This window comes from Desulfonatronum lacustre DSM 10312 (assembly GCF_000519265.1).
In the GTDB taxonomy this organism is placed as follows: Bacteria; Desulfobacterota; Desulfovibrionia; order Desulfovibrionales; family Desulfonatronaceae; genus Desulfonatronum; species Desulfonatronum lacustre.
Genome location: NZ_KI912608.1, coordinates 3,744,329 through 3,761,451, shown reverse-complemented (window position 1 = coordinate 3,761,451; position 17,123 = coordinate 3,744,329). Strand labels below are relative to the sequence as shown.

Genomic DNA, 17,123 nt, shown 5'->3' with positions numbered 1-17,123 from the left:
CGATCTGGTCGAACGGGACGAAGTTCGCGCCGCCCTTGATGCTCAGCATCTTGGTGATCGCGGCGGTCAACGTCGTCTTGCCGTGGTCGATGTGGCCGATGGTGCCGACGTTAACGTGCGGTTTGGTCCGCTCAAATTTTGCCTTGGCCATATGATCCCCCTACTTCCGCTTGGAAATGATTTCTTCGGCGATTTGCGCCGGAACTCGCTCGTAATGGTCAAACTGCATGCTGTAACTGGCCCGCCCCTGAGTCATGGACCGCAGTTGCGTCGCATAGCCGAACATGGAACTCAACGGAACGTGCGCACGAATAATCTGCGTTCCGTGCCGGGACTCCAAATTGGTGATCTTCCCTCTGCGACCGTTGACGTCGCCCATGACGTCGCCGAGATAATCCTCCGGCGTCAGCACTTCCACGGACATCACCGGTTCCAGGAGGCACGGCTTACTTTTTCGGCAGGCCTCTTTGAAGCACATGGAGCCGGCGATGAAAAAGGCCTGCTCCGAGGAGTCAACCTCGTGGAAAGACCCGAACACCAACTTCACCGCGATGTCCACCACCGGAAAACCTGCCAAAACCCCGGAACTCATGGCGTCCTTGATGCCTTTTTCCACGGCTGGAATGTATTCCTTGGGAATCACGCCGCCGACGATGGAATTAGTGAAAACAAATCCACCACCCGGCTCCTGGGGCTGAACTTCGATAACGGTGTGGGCGTACTGACCGCGACCGCCGCTTTGCTTGACGTACCGCGTTTCTTGCTTCGTCGGGACGGTAATGGTTTCCCGGTACGCCACCTGGGGCTGGCCGACGTTGGCATTCACCCCGAATTCGCGGGTCAAGCGGTCGACGATGATTTCCAGATGCAGCTCGCCCATCCCGGCGATCAAGGTCTGGTTGGTCTCTTCATTGGTCTTGACCCTGAAGGACGGATCTTCCTTGGCCAGCTTGGCCAAGGACTGGCTCAGGGCGTCCCGGTCGGCCTTGGTCTTGGGCTCAATGGCCACTTCGATGACTGGCTCGGGGAAATCCATGGATTCCAGCATGATCAAACGCTCCGGAGCACAGAGCGTATCTCCGGTGGAGGCGTGCTTCAGGCCGACGGCGGCGACGATGTCCCCGGCGTAGGCTTCCTTGATTTCCTCACGCTTGTTGGCGTGCATCTTCAGCAGACGACCGATGCGTTCCTTTTTACCGCTGGTGATGTTGACCACGGTCATCCCGCTTTCAATCTTCCCGGAATAGATGCGCAGAAAAGCCAAATGGCCGACATACGGATCATTGGCCAGTTTGAAGGTCAAGGCGCTCAGCGGCAAGTCGTCGTCGCAGGGACTGATCATCTCCTCGCCGGTATCGGGGTTGATCCCCTTCATTTCCGCAACGTCCACAGGACTCGGGAAGAACGACACGACGGAATCCAGCAACGGCTGAACCCCTTTGTTCTTGAAAGCCGAACCGCAAAGCACCGGACAAATCTTCATGGATATGGTGGCCGCGCGCACGGCGTTCATCACGGATTCGGGTTCCAGCTCTTCACCACCCAGATATTTCTCGAGCAGTTCCTCGTCTTCCTCGGCCACGGCTTCCAGCATGAGTTGACGCCAGGAATCGAAGTCCTCCTGGTACTCCTCGGGAATATCAACATAGGCGTACTCTTTGACGACCACGGAACCGTCGTCGAAAAAAAGGGCCTTGCCCTGAATCAGGTCAATGATTCCCTTGAAATTTTCTTCGGCTCCGATGGGAATCTGCAAGGGAACGGGCTTTGCCTTGAGCCGTTCCTTGATCATCTCCACGACGCGAAAAAAATCCGCGCCGGTCCGGTCCATCTTGTTCACGAAGGCCAAGCGCGGCACCTTGTAGCGGTCGGCCTGTCGCCAGACGGTTTCGGACTGGGGTTCCACCCCGCCCACCGCGCAAAACACGGCGACGGCTCCGTCCAGGACCCGCAGGGAGCGCTCCACTTCCACGGTGAAATCCACGTGGCCGGGCGTATCAATGATGTTGATCCGGTGATCCTTCCAGATGCAAGTCGTGGCGGCGGAAGTGATGGTGATCCCCCGCTCCTGCTCCTGGACCATCCAGTCCATGACCGCCTGCCCGTCATGAACCTCTCCGATCTTGTGCGAAACCCCGGTATAAAACAGGATACGTTCGGTGGTCGTCGTCTTTCCGGCGTCAATATGGGCCATGATGCCGATATTGCGCTGCCGCTCTATAGGTACGGTTCTTGGCACGAGTAAATCCTTCTTTTACCAGCGAAAATGCGCGAAGGCCTTGTTCGCGTCGGCCATCTTATGCGTGTCTTCACGCTTTTTCACGGCTCCGCCGCGATTGTTGTAGGCATCCAGAAGCTCCGCGCCCAGACGCTGAACCATGCCCTTCTCCCCTCGATTCCGGGAGTAGTTGATCAGCCAGCGAATGGCCAACGAAGTTTGCCGACCGGAAGCGACCTCCACCGGAACTTGGTAGGTCGCGCCGCCCACGCGCCGAGACTTGACCTCGACCTGGGGACGGACGTTGTCCACGGCCTGCTCGAACGACTTCAAGGCCGGCTCCTGGGTTTTCTCGGAGAGGAAGTCCAGGGCTTGAAAGAAGATGCCTTCGACAACGCTTTTCTTTCCACCATACATCAACCGATTGATGAACCTGGTGACCAACTGACTGCCGTACACCGGGTCAGGCAGAATGACTCGCTTCGGAATGGGTCCTTTTCTTGGCATGTTTCTCTGGTCCTTTTACGATTTTGGTCGCTTCGCCCCGTACTTGGAGCGGCTCTGACGACGATCCTGTACTCCGGAGGTGTCCAGGCTGCCACGCACGATATGGTAACGCACGCCGGGCAGGTCCTTGACACGACCGCCGCGAATCATAACCACGGAGTGCTCTTGAAGATTATGGCCTTCCCCGGGAATATAGGAAGTCACTTCGATCCCGTTGGTCAACCGGACCCTGGCCACTTTTCGCAATGCCGAGTTCGGCTTCTTCGGAGTGGTCGTATAGACCCGGACGCAGACGCCGCGCCGTTGCGGACAGCTCTGCAGGGCCGGGGTCTTTTTCCGCTTTTCGATTTTCTTTCGCTCATTGCGAATCAACTGACTGATCGTGGGCATACATACGTCTCCAGATTGAACGTCAAAAGAGGGGATGTTTATTATTTCAAGCTCTGCTTGTCAACCCTTGTTTCAAACTCCGATCCAAGGGCCGATCTCATGCCCCGATTTCGGGCATAAAAAAGTGGAAACCGGACGGCCGGTCTCCACTTTTCGCGGACAATCACGAAGCCAAGCCGTGATTATGCCCGGGGCATGCGCCCGATAGCGGTTAGTATTCGTCCACCAATAGATGGTCCTGCTCCAGGCCTTCCAAAAAAGAATCCTCGCGTTCCGGTTGATCAGGGACGCTGATGTCGCAGTCCGTATAGCGACGATACCCCGTACCGGCCGGAACGAGCCGCCCGACGATCACGTTTTCCTTGAGTCCCATCAGATAGTCCTCCTTGCCTCGCAGGGAAGCCTCAGTCAGGACCTTGGTCGTTTCCTGGAACGACGCGGCGGAGATGAACGAGTCCGTGTTCAAGGAAGCCTGGGTGATGCCCAACACCAGCGGCTCGGCCACCGCCGGCTGCAGTCCGTTTTCCAGACAACGCAGGTTCTCCTGCATGAATCGGTGCTTGTCCACCTGCTCGCCAAGAAGAAACGGCGTCTCTCCCGGCTCAATGACCTGGACCTTTTTCAACATCTGACGCACGATCACTTCAATGTGCTTGTCGTTGATCTGCACCCCTTGGTGTCGATACACGTCCTGGACCTCTTCCACGAGATACTTGGCCAACTGCTTCTCACCTTTGATCTTCAGGATGTCGTGCAGTTCGGGATAGCCTTCGGTCAGCAATTCTCCGGCTTCGACCAGGTCGCCCTCCTGCACCGTGATGTGCTTGCCCTTGGGTACCAGGTATTCTTTCGGCTCACCGGTGTCCGGGGTGACGATCAACTTGCGCTTGCCCTTGGCGTCCGGACCGAAGGAGACGAGCCCGTCGATTTCCGAAACCACTCCCAGTTCCTTGGGCTTGCGGACCTCGAACAGCTCGGCCACCCGGGGAAGACCACCGACGATGTCGCGGGTCTTGGAGGTCTCCCGCGGCTTTCGGGCGATGATGTCTCCGGGACGGACCTGGTCGCCGTCCTGGACCATGAGCACCGCGCCCACCGGCAATTGGAACATGGCCGGCGAATTGGTCCCCGGACGGATCACTTGGTTGCCCTGATCATCATGGATGGCAATGGCCGGACGATAGTTGGTCGTCCGGTACTCAATGATGGTCTTGGTGGTCCGCAGAGTGGTTTCATCCATCTTGTCCTGGAAGGTCCGGCCCTCGATGATGTCCGTAAACCGGACCGAGCCTTCCACGTCCACGACAAAAGGCTCGTTGAAGGGGTCCCACTCCACCAGCAACTTACCCTTTTCCACTTCCTGCTGGTCCTGGACGAACAGCTTCGCGCCCAGGGGCAAAGTGTACTTTTCGCGCTCCCGCCCTTGATCATCCACGATGCTCAACTGGCCGCTCTTGTTGATGATCAGGGCGTGACCTTCGGAGTTCTCCACGGTCTTGACCCGGGACAGGATCACCCGACCGACGAAATGGGCCGTGATGGAGGATTGTTCGATTTCCTTGGACGCAGTGCCGCCGATGTGGAAGGTGCGCATGGTCAGCTGCGTACCCGGCTCGCCGATGGACTGGGCCGCGATGATTCCCACGGCCTCGCCCACGTTGACCAGACGGCCCGTGGCCAAATCCTGGCCGTAACAGGACGCGCAGACCCCGTGGGGGCTCTTGCAGGTGACCACCGAGCGCACCGTCATGGAGTTCAGGCCCGAGGTCTCGATCATCTGGGCGTACTGCTCGCTGATCAGGGTGTTCGCCGGAATCATCACCTCATCCGTGACCGGATCAAAGACGTCGAACATGGTCAACCGGCCGGCAACGCGTTGACTCAGCCGCTCCTTTATCTCTCCGGCCTTGATCATGTGTCCGATGTCCAGGCCGTCCACTGTGCCGCAGTCTTTTTCATAGATCTGCACGTCCTGGACCACGTCCACCAGCCGTCGGGTCAGGTATCCCGAGTTGGCCGTCTTCAGCGCCGTGTCCGCCAAGCCTTTTCGTGCTCCGTGGGTGGAAATGAAGTACTGGAGCACGGTCAGGCCCTCGCGAAACGAGGCCGTGATCGGTGTTTCAATAATTTCCCCCGACGGTTTGGCCATCAGACCGCGCATCCCGGCCAGCTGACGCATCTGGTCCGGGTTGCCCCGCGCGCCGGAGGTGGACATCATGAAGATCGGGTTGAAGCTGATGTTCTCCTCTTGCCGCCCGGAACGTTCATCGGTCAGGACCTCATGAGACATCTTGTGCATCATTTCCTTGGCCACGTCGTTGGTGGCCTTGGTCCAGACGTCCACGACCTTGTTGTATTTCTCGGTCCTGGTGATGATTCCGTCGCGGTACTGGGCCTCGATGTGGGTCACCTCTTCAAAGGAGTTGTTCAGGATGACTTCCTTTTGCTCCGGGATCGTCAAGTCCTTCAAACCCACGGAAAGACCGGCCCGGGTGGAGAACTCGTACCCCATGTCCTTGAGGCGGTCGCAAAGGATGACCGTGGCCTTGATCCCGGCCCGGCGATACGCCTCGCCCACCAGGCGGGCGATGCTCTTCTTGTTCAGGAGTTGGTTGACCAGTTCGAACGGGACTCCCGGAGGAAGCAGTTCCGAAACCAGGATTCTCCCCGGAGTGGTGTCCACCAGCTTCCCGTCCATCCGGACCTTGATCCGGGCATGAAGATCAATGGCCCCGGCGTCATAAGCCGCGCTGACCTCCCACGTATCGGCGAAAACCTTGCCTTCTCCCCTGCTGAAGGACCGATCCACCGTCAGGTAGAACAAGCCGAGCACGATATCCTGGCTGGGAACGATGATCGGCACCCCGTTGGCCGGGGACAGAATATTGTTCGTGGACATCATCAGCACCCGGCATTCGATCTGGGCCTCAATGGACAAAGGAATGTGCACGGCCATTTGGTCGCCGTCAAAGTCCGCGTTGAACGCGGTGCAGACCAGCGGATGGAGCTGAATGGCCTTGCCTTCCACCAGCAGAGGCTCGAAAGCCTGAATCCCCAAGCGGTGCAAGGTGGGGGCGCGGTTGAGCATGATCGGGTACTCCCGGACCACGTCTTCCAGGATATCCCAGACCACCACTTCCTCCCGTTCGACCATCTTCTTCGCGCCTTTGATGGACGTGGTCAGGCCGCGCTTCTCCAACTGGGAGTAGATGAAGGGCTTGAACAATTCCAGGGCCATCTTCTTGGGCAGGCCGCACTGGTGCAGCTTCAGCTTCGGCCCGACCACGATCACTGATCGACCGGAATAGTCCACTCGCTTGCCCAGAAGATTCTGACGGAACCGGCCTTGCTTGCCCTTGATCATGTCGCTCAGGGACTTGAGCGGACGTCCATTCGTTCCGGAAATCGGCCGCCCGCGTCGACCGTTGTCGAACAGCGCGTCCACGGACTCTTGGAGCATCCGCTTTTCGTTGCGGATGATGATGTCCGGAGCGCCCAGTTCCATCAACCGCTTCAGACGATTGTTCCGGTTGATCACCCGGCGGTAAAGGTCATTGAGATCCGAAGTCGCGAAGCGACCGCCGTCCAGGGGCACCAAGGGCCGCAACTCCGGCGGGATGATCGGGATGACTTCCATGATCATCCACTCCGGGCGATTTCCGGATTCCAGAAAGGCCTCAATGATCTTCAGGCGCTTGGCCACCTTCTTCTTTTTCGTCTGGGACTTGGTCTTGGCGCCCTCTTCACGCAGCTCGGTCCTGAGCGCCGCCAAATCCAGCTCCTCAATCAGCTTGCGGATGGATTCCGCGCCCATGCCCACGGTGATGGCGTCTTCGCCGAAGTGTTCGATCACCTGATAGTACTGTTCCTCGGAGATAACCTGATATTTCAGCAGGTTGGTCTGCCCGGGGTCCAGGACGATGAAGGAATCGAAATACAGCACCTTTTCCAGATCGGCCATGGTCATGTCCAAAAGGGTGCCGATCTTGGAGGGCAGGCTTTTCAAAAACCAGATGTGGGCCACCGGCGAGGCCAGCTCGATGTGCCCCATCCGCTCCCGGCGGACCTTGGAGGCGATCACCTCCACCCCGCACTTCTCGCAGACGATCCCCCGGTGCTTCATCCGCTTGTACTTACCGCAATTGCACTCGTAATCCTTTACCGGACCGAAAATCTTGGCGCAGAACAGACCGTCCCGCTCCGGCTTGAAGGTGCGGTAATTGATGGTTTCCGGTTTCTTGACCTCGCCGAAGGACCATTCACGAATGGTCTCCGGCGCGGCGATGGATATCTTAATGCCCTTGAGCGTTTTGCTGTTGGGCGTGGTTGAAGAACTTCCCCGCATGGAAAAAAGTTCGTCTAAAGTCATGGCGTGTCCCCCTTGGGTCCTCGGATCACTCTCTGTGGCAAACCGCTCTCAATCTCGACCGGATGATCTCCAATCGAGAAAAACCGCTCCATCGTAAGCCGTCGGGCATCCCAGTGCAGGCTTTGCGTCCGGGATGCTTTCCAACGTCCTGTTAGGCGGAACCGCGGCGTTTCTTTTTCTCTTCCTGGAGCAACGTGACGTCCAACCCCAGGGACATCAATTCCTTGATCAACACATTGAAGGATTCCGGCAGACCGGCCTCGAGAAAGTTGTCGCCCTTGACGATCTTCTCGTACATGTGCACCCGACCGGTGACGTCGTCGGACTTGACGGTCAGGAACTCCTGGAGCACATGGGCCGCGCCGTAGGCTTCCATGGCCCAGACTTCCATCTCGCCCAGCCGCTGTCCGCCGAACTGCGCCTTGCCGCCCAGCGGCTGCTGGGTGACCAGGGAGTAAGGCCCCGTGGAGCGAGCGTGAATTTTTTCGTCCACCAAGTGGTGCAGCTTCAGGATGTACATGCTGCCCACGGTCACCCGGTTGTGGAAGGCCTCGCCGGTGCGGCCGTCAAAGAGGACGCTCTTGCCGTCATCCGGCAATCCGGCCTTGCGCAGCCACTTCCAGATTTCTTCCTCGTGGGCGCCGTCAAAAACCGGACTCTTGGTGATGATTCCGTTACGCAGTTCCCGCACGGCGGTGACGAATTCCTCGTCGTCCTGTTCGTCGACCAAGGAGGAGATGGCCTCCGAGTCGAAGACGTCCTTGATCTCCCGGCGCAGATGGGCCACATCGTCGCCTTGTTCGACCATCCGGGCCACCTGTTTGCCCAGTTCCAACGCGCCCCAGCCCAGGTGGGTTTCCATGATCTGCCCGATGTTCATTCGAGAGGGCACGCCCAACGGGTTCAGGACGATATCCACCGGGGTTCCGTCGGCGAAGAACGGCATGTCTTCCTCGGGCAAAATACAGGAAACCACGCCCTTGTTGCCATGACGGCCGGCCATCTTGTCGCCCACGGACAGTTTACGCTTCACGGCCACGTAGACCTTGACCATCTTGATCACGCCCGGGGGCAAATCGTCGCCCTCGGTGATCCGCTCGCTTTTGACCTTGTAGGATTCCTGAACAAAGCTGATCTGCCGTTCATAGTCCTGAATCAATTCCTGAAGCTGGTCGTTCACGGCCTTGGCCGCGAACAATCCGGTCAGTTTTTTCAACGGCACCTGATCCAGAACGTCGCGGGTCATGAACATGTTCGCTTCCACGAGCACTTCGCCCTTGCGCTTGCCCATCAGGGTCTGGCCGAGCCGCTTTCCGTCCACCACCCGCCAGATCTTTTCACGCATGGCCTCGGTCAGCCCGGAAATGATCTGCCGCTCCTTGGCCTCCAGCCGGATCAACTTGTCCTTTTCAATGGCCTTGGAACGATCATCCTTGTCGCCCATCCGCCGGTTGAAAACCCTTACGTCGATGACCGTGCCCTCGATGCCCGGCGGGACTTTGAGCGAGGAATTCTTCACGTCCCGGGCCTTGTCCCCGAAAATGGCCCGGAGCAATTTTTCCTCGGGCGTAAGCTGGGTTTCTCCCTTGGGCGTGATCTTACCCACCAGGATGTCGTCGGGCTGAACCGGCGCGCCGATACGGATGATCCCGCTTTCGTCCAGGTTGCGCAGCATCTCCTCACCGACATTGGGAATATCCTTGGTCACCTCTTCCGGACCCAGCTTGGTATCCCGAGCCACCAACTCGAATTCCTCGATGTGCATGGAGGTGAAGACGTCTTCCTTGACCACCCGCTCGGAAATCAGGATGGAGTCCTCGAAGTTGTAACCGCACCAGGGCATGAAAGCCACGAGCAGGTTCTTGCCCAAGGCGAGTTCGCCCTGCTGAATGCCGGGGCCGTCGGCAAGCACCTGCCCTTTGGTAATGGCCTGGCCTTCCATGACCAGCGGCTTTTGCCCAAAACAGGTGTTCTGGTTGGACTTGTGAAACTTGAGCAGTTCATAAACCTTCAAGCCTCCGGTTTCCGGGAACAGGTCGCCCTCATAGCTAACCACGATCCGTTCGGCGTCGGCGTAGCGCACCACGCCGTCCCCGGCGGCCAGAACGCAGCTTCCGGAATCCTGGGCCACGATGCTCTCCATGCCCGTGCCGACGATGGGCCGTTCACAACGCAGCAAAGGAACAGCCTGACGCTGCATGTTCGATCCCATTAAGGCCCGGTTGGCGTCGTCATGTTCCAAAAAGGGGATCAAGGACGCGGAAACCGAAACAATCTGGCTTGGAGAGATGTCCATCAAGGTCACCTCGTCCCGGTTGACCAGGGCGAAGTCGCCCTTGACCCGGGCCGTGACGATCTCGTTGACGAAACGGCCGTCCTGGTCCAGCTCGGCGTTGGCCTGGGCGATGACCTCCCCGGCCTCGCGGGAGGCGTCCATGTACAACACTTCTTGGGAGGCCTGAGCGTTTTTGACGATCCGGTACGGACTTTCGATGAAGCCGAAGGCGTTGACCTGACCAAATGTGGTCATGGAGACGATCAAGCCGATATTCGGCCCTTCCGGCGTTTCAATGGGACAAATCCGCCCGTAGTGGCTGGTATGCACGTCCCGAACCTCGAACCCGGCGCGGTCGCGGGTCAGACCGCCGGGACCCAACGCGGAAAGACGCCGCTTGTGAGTCACCTCGGAAAGCGGGTTGGTCTGGTCCATGAACTGGGAAAGCTGGGAAGTGCCGAAAAATTCCTTGATCGCGGCCACCACCGGCTTGGGATTGATCAGATCGTGGGGCATCAGCGTGGCCACGTCCTGGAGGCTCATCCGCTCCTTGATGGCCCGCTCCATGCGCACCAAGCCGATCCGGTACTGGTTCTCCACCAGCTCGCCCACGGGCCGGACACGCCGATTGCCCAGATGGTCGATGTCGTCGGACGGCCCATGCGAGTCCTTCAACTCCACCAGATGCTTCAGGGCCTTGAGGATGTCGTCGTTGGTCAGGGTCCGCTGGTCCAGGGGCACATCCAGGCCCAGCCTGGAATTCAGCTTATAGCGGCCCACCGGAGAAAGGTCGTAATAGTCCGGGTTGCGGAACAAATTGTCAAAAAAGGTCGCGGCAACCTCGGCCGTGGGAGGAGAACTGGGTCGCAACCGGCGGAAAATTTCCACCTGAGCGGACTCGATGTCCGTGGTCTTGTCCAACTGCATGGTCTCGCGAACCGTGGCCGAAACTTCAACCCCGGTGATGTACAGCACCGGGAGGCGCAGCAGATTGGCTTCCTTGCACTGCTCCAGGAACGCTTCGGTGATTTCGTCGCCCACCTGGGCCAACACTTCTCCGGTTTGAGGATGGACGACGTCCTGGGCCAGAAACTGACCGGGCAGTTGGTCGGGGTCGATCTCCAGTTTGGTGATCCCGGCCTTGATGATCTTCTTCCAGATCCGAGCCTTGACCATGGTTCCGGCAGAAGCCAGAACCTCGCCGGAAGAATCCGCCACGTCCGCGTAGAGTTGCTCCTTGCGGACCAGGGATTCCTGAATCTCGCGATAGACCTTGTCGCCTTCGAGTTGGTAGTATTCGGTCTTGTAAAAATAGTTCAGAATGTCTTCATTGGTCATCCCCATGGCCTTGAGCAGGATGGTCACCGGCATCTTGCGACGCCGGTCGATGCGCACATAAAAAATATCCTTGTGGTCGAATTCAAAATCCAACCAGGATCCGCGCATGGGAATGATCCGCGAGGAATAAAGCACCTTCCTGCTGGTGTGGGTCTTGCCGAAGTCGTGCTCGAAAATAATTCCCGGAGAACGCTGCAACTGATTGACGATCACCCGTTCGGTTCCGTTGATGATGAAAGTGCCCTTTTCCGTCATCAAGGGAATCGTGCCGAAATAGATGTCCTGTTCCTTGATGTCCCGGATGGACCTGTTCCCTGTTTCCTCATCCACGTCAAAGACCACGAGCCGGACGCGAATGCGGACGGGGGCTTCGTGATGCAACCCTTTGGCCAGGCATTCCGCGACGTCGAATTTGGGTTGACCAATTTCGTAGCTGACGAACTCCAGCGTCGCGGTCTTATTGAAGTCGTGAATGGGAAAAACAGAGCGAAAAACGCCTTCAAGTCCAACATCTGCTCTCGCGGCCGTCGCGATATCCTTTTGAAGAAAGTGGTGATAGGATTGAATTTGTAGTTCGAGAAGATGGGGAGTATTGAGAACACTTTGGATTTTACCAAACTTTTTAACAAGTTGTGTCATCGTCACCCTCAACGTAATGCGTGTAAAAAGTTTCTATGATAAATGCGCGTCCGGGCGCATGAGCGTGTAATTGCAACGGCATGTGACGACAAATCGACGGTCGTCATCACGACAATCTCGATCTTCGGAGATATTGATTCATCGCCCTGAATCAGATAAAAGGTGTGAGGATCGGATCATGCCAGCTAATATTGTGAGGTGAAAGATTCTGAACGGCGGATTCGGAATCCGAGGAGATGTTGACGGTTAATGCCCTATGTGCCTGAAGCGCGGAGTATATCCACGGTGCATGATCACTGGCGCGCGATCTCTTAATAAAGACACAGCCGCGAAGCGAAGTGCCGACCGATGGAGCACATGCGGAACGCCATGACGGTTCGATGTCCAACTTCGCGAATTCGCCGGTACGTGCCGGTGATCACGAATCCATTCGCCCTTTGGGCATTCGGCGTTCATCTTGCCGTGGATCGACGTGCGGGTTGTCGAGCATTACGAAAGGAAAATATCCTATCACTCACCTTGACGCGGTGATACGTTTTTTTCCATATTCCCCATTGACCATGGGCGTGCAGGAAAAAGACGGGTTCGGTACGAACTGATAATCACAAAAGGAAACAGGAAGCGCGGGAATCCCGCGCTTCCTGAAATGCATACCCGGTTCTCGACTACTTCAATTCGACCGTCGCGCCGGCCTCTTCCAACTGCTTCTTCGCGTCTTCGGCGTCGGCCTTGGCAACCGCTTCCTTTATCACGGAAGGAGCTTCGTCGACCTTGGCCTTGGCTTCCTTCAGCCCCAAACCCGTCAAGGCGCGAACGACCTTGATCACGTTGATCTTGTTGCCGCCGGCGCCGGCCAGGACGACGTCGAACTCTGTCTTTTCCTCGGCGGCAGGGGCATCCCCACCGGCAACCGGAGCAGCGGCCACGGCGGCCACCGGAGCAGCGGCGGAGACGCCGAACTTCTCTTCCAGTTCCTTGATGAACTCGGCGAGTTCCAGGACGGTCATGTTGGAGATGAATTCAACAACTTGTTCTTTGGTAACGCTCATGATGGTATTCTCCTGATGGCTTAAGCTTTGGCTCGTAAGATTAAACTGATTGCGTCTGTTCTTTCTGGTCCTTGATCGCGTTCAAGGCGTACAGGAAGTTCCGCAAAATATTGGCGAACAACCCGACAAAATTGGTCGGCACCGCATTCATGGTCCCCAGGGCCCTGGCCAGCAACACTTCCCTTCCGGGCAGCTTGGCCAACTCGTCGATCTGAGCGGAGGACAAAAATTTGCCTTCAAGGCTCGCGAACCGAGTGCTGAAATTCTTGGCGCCTTTTTCGAATTCGACAAGAATCTTGGCCGCGGCGACCGGGTCCCCGGCGGTAAAGGCAATGGCGCAGCAATCCTTGAGCGAGTCGTTCAAGACCGCGTGCGGCGTACCGTCCAGAGCAATGCGAGCCAGAGTGTTCTTGACGACATGATAATCCACTCCGGATTCCCGAAGCTTGACGCGCAACGGCGTCACTTCCTCAACCTTCAGACCTTTGAAGTCCGTCACGATGGCGATGTTGGCCGTGGAAGCCTTGCCTCGCAATTTCTCAATGACTTCGCCTTTTTGCGTTCTATTCACGTGTTCTCACCTCCTTTGCGGCATGGTACGGCAAAGAAGAGCCAAAGTGGGTCTCGGCAGGAAATTAAGGAGATCGCTCCACCTGCTGTCTTTGACTCCGGATTTGCCATCCGAAAAATGAAACATCGAGCCCGCTGAACACGGGCTCGACGGATTCGTGCGGCGGGACGTCAGTCTCGCGGCATGCTCTGCATATCGAGCTTGATGCCGGGCCCCATGGTCGTGGAAACGGCCATGGAACGGAAATACGTGCCCTTGGCCGAGGCGGGCTTGAGACGGGTGAGAGTGTCGACGACGGTGCGCAGATTGTCCACGAGCTTGTCCGCACCGAAAGAAACCTTGCCCAAGGGAGAGTGAATCACTCCGGCCTTGTCCACCTTGAACTCGACGCGACCGGCCTTCATTTCCTTGACCGCCTTGCCGATGTCGAAGGTTACGGTTCCGGTCTTGGCATTGGGCATCAGGCCGCGCGGTCCGAGAATCCGCCCGATCTTTCCGATCTGGGCCATCATGTCAGGAGTGGCCACGGCCTGATCGAATTCAAGCCAGCCTTCCTTGATTTTCTCGATCAGATCGTCGCCGCCGACGAAATCGGCTCCGGCTTCCCTGGCCTCAGCCTCCTTGTCTCCTTTGCAGAACGCGGCGACCCGGACTTCCTTGCCCAGGCCGTGCGGCAAGGTCACCGCACCTCGGACCATTTGATCCGAGTACTTGGGATCAACTCCGAGACAGACAGCGACGTCGACGGTTTCGTCGAACTTCGCGTAAGCAAGCTTCAAGGCCAAATCCAAGCCGTCCTTGACCGGAAACTTGTTCTTCAGGTCCAGATCCTGGACGGCATTGCGATATTTTTTTCCATGTATGGGCATGATCTTTCTTCCTTTCCCCTAAATTTCAACCTCAAGTCCCATGCTCCGCGCTGTTCCCATGACGGTCAGCATAGCTGCATCGAGGCTCCCCGCAGTCAAATCCGGCATCTTCAACTTGGCGATCTCCTCCACCTGGGCCTTGGAGACCTTGCCGACCTTGGTCTTATTCGGTTCACCGGATCCCTTGTCCAGCTTGGCGGCTTTCAGCAGCAACACCGAGGCCGGAGGGGTCTTGGTGACGAAGGTGAAGGTTCTGTCCGCGTACACCGTGATGATCACGGGAGTGATCATGCCTTTTTGGTCCTGCGTCTTGGCGTTGAAGCTCTTGCAGAACTCCATGATGTTCACCCCGTGCTGCCCCAACGCGGGGCCGACGGGAGGAGAAGGGTTGGCAGCTCCGGCCGGAACCTGGAGCTTGATTTTCGCTTTGATTTTCTTGGCCATGAATATACCTGCTCAATGATCCGCGACAATACGGAATTATGTTTTGCTCACCTGGACGAATTCCAGTTCCACCGGCGTCTGCCTCCCGAAAATGGAGACCGTCACCTTCAACTTGCCCTTATCGTAGTTGACCTCTTCCACAACGGCGTTGAAATTGGCGAACGGTCCGTCGATGACACGCACCTCGTCGCCACGTTCAAAGGAAAATTTGGGACGGGGCTGCTCCTGACGCGTTTCCATCATTTCCAAAATTTTCAACGCCTCCCGCTCCGGCATGGGCAACGGTCTGTTCTTTCCCCCCAAAAAACCGGTCACCCGGGGCAGGGATTGGACCAGATGCCAGGACTCGTCGGTCAGAACCATCTTGACCATGATGTATCCGGGGTAAAACTTGCGCGTAGAGGTCTTTTTCTCCCCCTTTACAAGCTCCACCACCTTCTCCGTCGGAACGACGACTTCCTCGATCAGACCAAGCGCTCTGCTGGTCCGGATCATTTCTTTGATGGTTCGTTCAACACGCTGTTCAAATCCCGTATGCGTGTGGACGATGTACCATTGCGGTTTCGCTGTTGTCGTTTCCATGGATATCAAGGGGGTTGCCCGTCGTGAGCGCGTGAGGCTCAACAGAAGGATTTGGACGAGTGAATTTGAGCCTAGTAGAGTATCACTTCAACGATTTTGGCCAGGGCCAGATCAACGAGACCAAGAAAGAGCGACATGATGACTACAAGAACGACGACGGCCATACAGGTGGCCGTCGTCTCCTTGCGTGTCGGCCAGGTCACTTTCTTCAACTCCAGCTTGGATTTTTCAAAAAAATCCTTGAACTGAAGCGCTTTTTCCTTGATGTCGAAGCGTTTGGCCGGAGCCTTTTTATCGTCGCCAGATTGTAGTTTCGCCATATCCCATCCGTTAAGAAGTTGGCAGGCCAGGAGGGATTCGAACCCCCAGCCCCCGGATTTGGAGTCCGGTGCTCTAACCGTTAGAGCTACTGGCCTGCGATACAGAGAAAACGTCGCTTACTTCGTTTCCCGATGGACCCGATGCCCTCCGCAGAACGGACAAAACTTCTTCATTTCGATCCGCCCCGTGGAGTTTTTCTTGTTTTTCTCCGTGGCGTAATTGCGTCGCTTGCAGTCGAGGCAAGCCAGCAAAACATTGATTCGCATAACGCTTCCTTTAGTTCAGGATGCCGAAACCGGGCTATTCGACGATTTCGGAGATGACGCCGGCGCCGACGGTCCGGCCGCCTTCGCGGATGGCGAAGCGCACGCCAAGTTCCATGGCGATGGGGGCGATCAGCTCCACGTTGAAGGTCGCATTGTCCCCGGGCATGACCATTTCCACGCCCTCGGCCAGGGTCACCACGCCGGTGATGTCCGTGGTCCGGAAGTAGAACTGCGGGCGATATCCGCTGAAGAACGGGGTGTGACGCCCGCCTTCTTCTTTGGACAAGACGTATACCTCGGCCACGAACCTCCGGTGCGGGGTGATGGACTTGGGAGCGGCCAAAACCTGTCCGCGTTCCACATCCTCACGCTTCACGCCGCGCAAAAGCGCGCCGATGTTGTCGCCGGCCTGACCCTGGTCCAGCAGCTTGCGGAACATCTCGACGCCCGTGCAGACCGTCTTGCGGGTTTCGTTGATCCCCACGATCTCCACTTCCTCGCCGACCTTGACCACGCCGCGCTCAACCCGGCCCGTGACAACCGTGCCGCGACCGGAAATACTGAACACGTCCTCAATGGGCATCAAGAACGGCTTATCGATGTCGCGCACCGGCTCCGGAACGTAGCTGTCCAGGGCGTCCATCAGGTCGAAGATGCACTTGGCGTCCGGGCTGTCCACGCCATCGGCCTCCAGGGCCTTCAAGGCGCTGCCCTGGATCACCGGAACATCGTCGCCGGGAAAACCGTACTTGGACAGCAGTTCGCGGACTTCCAACTCAACCAGCTCCAGCAGTTCCGGGTCGTCCACCAGGTCGACCTTGTTCATGAAAACCACCAGACAGGGAACGCCGACCTGGCGAGCCAGGAGAATGTGCTCACGGGTCTGGGGCATCGGGCCGTCCGTGGCCGCGACCACCAGAATCGCGCCGTCCATTTGGGCCGCGCCGGTGATCATGTTCTTGATGTAGTCGGCGTGACCAGGGCAGTCCACGTGGGCGTAGTGCCGATTCGCGGTCTCGTATTCCACGTGCGCCGTGGCGATGGTGATTCCGCGCTCCTTTTCCTCGGGCGCCTTGTCGATCTGGTCGAACGGGACGAAGTTCGCGCCGCCCTTGATGCTCAGCATCTTGGTGATCGCGGCGGTCAACGTCGTCTTGCCGTGGTCAATGTGGCCGATGGTGCCAACATTTACGTGCGGTTTGGTCCGCTCAAATTTTGCCTTGGCCATACGATCCCCCTAACGTGAATTTTGAGTGAAAATGTTGCCGATGAACAACGACGGCGC

At 57.6% G+C, this 17,123-nt stretch carries 14 protein-coding genes and 1 tRNA gene; all 15 read right to left on the bottom strand.

All coding sequences use genetic code 11. The features are described 5' to 3' along the window. The coding region (locus DESLA_RS22630) for a GTP-binding protein (RefSeq protein ID WP_245590116.1) at positions 1 to 151 on the bottom strand (151 nt) is incomplete at its 3' end. Positions 152 to 160: 9 nt separating this feature from the next. Continuing rightward, a complete protein-coding gene (gene fusA, locus DESLA_RS0117790) occupies positions 161 to 2,239 on the bottom strand; it encodes an elongation factor G (protein ID WP_028573521.1) in 2,079 nt (692 codons plus the stop codon). Positions 2,240 to 2,254: 15 nt separating this feature from the next. Next, a complete protein-coding gene (rpsG, locus tag DESLA_RS0117785) occupies positions 2,255 to 2,725 on the bottom strand; it encodes a 30S ribosomal protein S7 (RefSeq protein ID WP_028573520.1) in 471 nt (156 codons plus the stop codon). 15 nt (positions 2,726 to 2,740) lie between these two features. Continuing rightward, positions 2,741 to 3,115: a 30S ribosomal protein S12 gene (gene rpsL, locus DESLA_RS0117780; RefSeq protein WP_028573519.1), complete on the bottom strand. Its 375-nt coding sequence runs from the start codon at positions 3,113 to 3,115 to the stop codon at positions 2,741 to 2,743. Positions 3,116 to 3,326: 211 nt separating this feature from the next. Then, positions 3,327 to 7,484 (bottom strand): DNA-directed RNA polymerase subunit beta', encoded by a 4,158-nt coding sequence (gene rpoC / locus DESLA_RS0117775; RefSeq protein ID WP_028573518.1) that lies wholly within the window; start codon positions 7,482 to 7,484, stop codon positions 3,327 to 3,329. Positions 7,485 to 7,635: 151 nt separating this feature from the next. Continuing rightward, positions 7,636 to 11,736 (bottom strand): DNA-directed RNA polymerase subunit beta, encoded by a 4,101-nt coding sequence (gene rpoB / locus DESLA_RS0117770; protein WP_028573517.1) that lies wholly within the window; start codon positions 11,734 to 11,736, stop codon positions 7,636 to 7,638. A gap of 665 nt (positions 11,737 to 12,401) precedes the next feature. Continuing rightward, entirely contained in the window at positions 12,402 to 12,785 is a 384-nt protein-coding gene (gene rplL, locus DESLA_RS0117765; protein WP_028573516.1) for a 50S ribosomal protein L7/L12, read from the bottom strand. Positions 12,786 to 12,825: 40 nt separating this feature from the next. Further along, on the bottom strand, positions 12,826 to 13,356 hold the full coding sequence (rplJ, locus tag DESLA_RS0117760; protein ID WP_028573515.1) for a 50S ribosomal protein L10: 531 nt from the start codon (positions 13,354 to 13,356) through the stop codon (positions 12,826 to 12,828). Between the two features lie 170 nt (positions 13,357 to 13,526). Then, complete coding sequence (rplA, locus tag DESLA_RS0117755; RefSeq protein ID WP_028573514.1) at positions 13,527 to 14,225, bottom strand: 50S ribosomal protein L1; 699 nt, start codon at positions 14,223 to 14,225, stop codon at positions 13,527 to 13,529. Positions 14,226 to 14,243: 18 nt separating this feature from the next. After that, positions 14,244 to 14,669: a 50S ribosomal protein L11 gene (gene rplK / locus DESLA_RS0117750; protein ID WP_028573513.1), complete on the bottom strand. Its 426-nt coding sequence runs from the start codon at positions 14,667 to 14,669 to the stop codon at positions 14,244 to 14,246. Between the two features lie 36 nt (positions 14,670 to 14,705). Further along, complete coding sequence (gene nusG / locus DESLA_RS0117745) at positions 14,706 to 15,251, bottom strand: transcription termination/antitermination protein NusG (RefSeq protein ID WP_028573512.1); 546 nt, start codon at positions 15,249 to 15,251, stop codon at positions 14,706 to 14,708. A gap of 71 nt (positions 15,252 to 15,322) precedes the next feature. Continuing rightward, positions 15,323 to 15,571, bottom strand: a complete 249-nt coding sequence (gene secE, locus DESLA_RS0117740) for a preprotein translocase subunit SecE (RefSeq protein ID WP_028573511.1) — start codon at positions 15,569 to 15,571, stop codon at positions 15,323 to 15,325. A 19-nt stretch (positions 15,572 to 15,590) separates the two neighbouring features. Next, positions 15,591 to 15,667 (bottom strand) — tRNA-Trp (locus DESLA_RS0117735). A gap of 21 nt (positions 15,668 to 15,688) precedes the next feature. Next, positions 15,689 to 15,838, bottom strand: a complete 150-nt coding sequence (gene rpmG, locus DESLA_RS0117730; protein WP_028573510.1) for a 50S ribosomal protein L33 — start codon at positions 15,836 to 15,838, stop codon at positions 15,689 to 15,691. Between the two features lie 34 nt (positions 15,839 to 15,872). After that, entirely contained in the window at positions 15,873 to 17,066 is a 1,194-nt protein-coding gene (gene tuf / locus DESLA_RS0117725) for an elongation factor Tu (protein ID WP_028573509.1), read from the bottom strand. Positions 17,067 to 17,123 lie beyond the last annotated feature (57 nt).

Coding starts and splice junctions, on each gene's coding strand:
- rpsG (WP_028573520.1), bottom strand. CDS start 2,725: ATGCCAAGAAAAGGACCCATTCCGAAGCGAGTCATTCTGCCTGACCCG.
- rpsL (WP_028573519.1), bottom strand. CDS start 3,115: ATGCCCACGATCAGTCAGTTGATTCGCAATGAGCGAAAGAAAATCGAA.
- rpoC (WP_028573518.1), bottom strand. CDS start 7,484: ATGACTTTAGACGAACTTTTTTCCATGCGGGGAAGTTCTTCAACCACG.
- rpoB (WP_028573517.1), bottom strand. CDS start 11,736: ATGACACAACTTGTTAAAAAGTTTGGTAAAATCCAAAGTGTTCTCAAT.
- rplL (WP_028573516.1), bottom strand. CDS start 12,785: ATGAGCGTTACCAAAGAACAAGTTGTTGAATTCATCTCCAACATGACC.
- rplA (WP_028573514.1), bottom strand. CDS start 14,225: ATGCCCATACATGGAAAAAAATATCGCAATGCCGTCCAGGATCTGGAC.
- rplK (WP_028573513.1), bottom strand. CDS start 14,669: ATGGCCAAGAAAATCAAAGCGAAAATCAAGCTCCAGGTTCCGGCCGGA.
- nusG (WP_028573512.1), bottom strand. CDS start 15,251: ATGGAAACGACAACAGCGAAACCGCAATGGTACATCGTCCACACGCAT.
- secE (WP_028573511.1), bottom strand. CDS start 15,571: ATGGCGAAACTACAATCTGGCGACGATAAAAAGGCTCCGGCCAAACGC.
- rpmG (WP_028573510.1), bottom strand. CDS start 15,838: ATGCGAATCAATGTTTTGCTGGCTTGCCTCGACTGCAAGCGACGCAAT.
- tuf (WP_028573509.1), bottom strand. CDS start 17,066: ATGGCCAAGGCAAAATTTGAGCGGACCAAACCGCACGTAAATGTTGGC.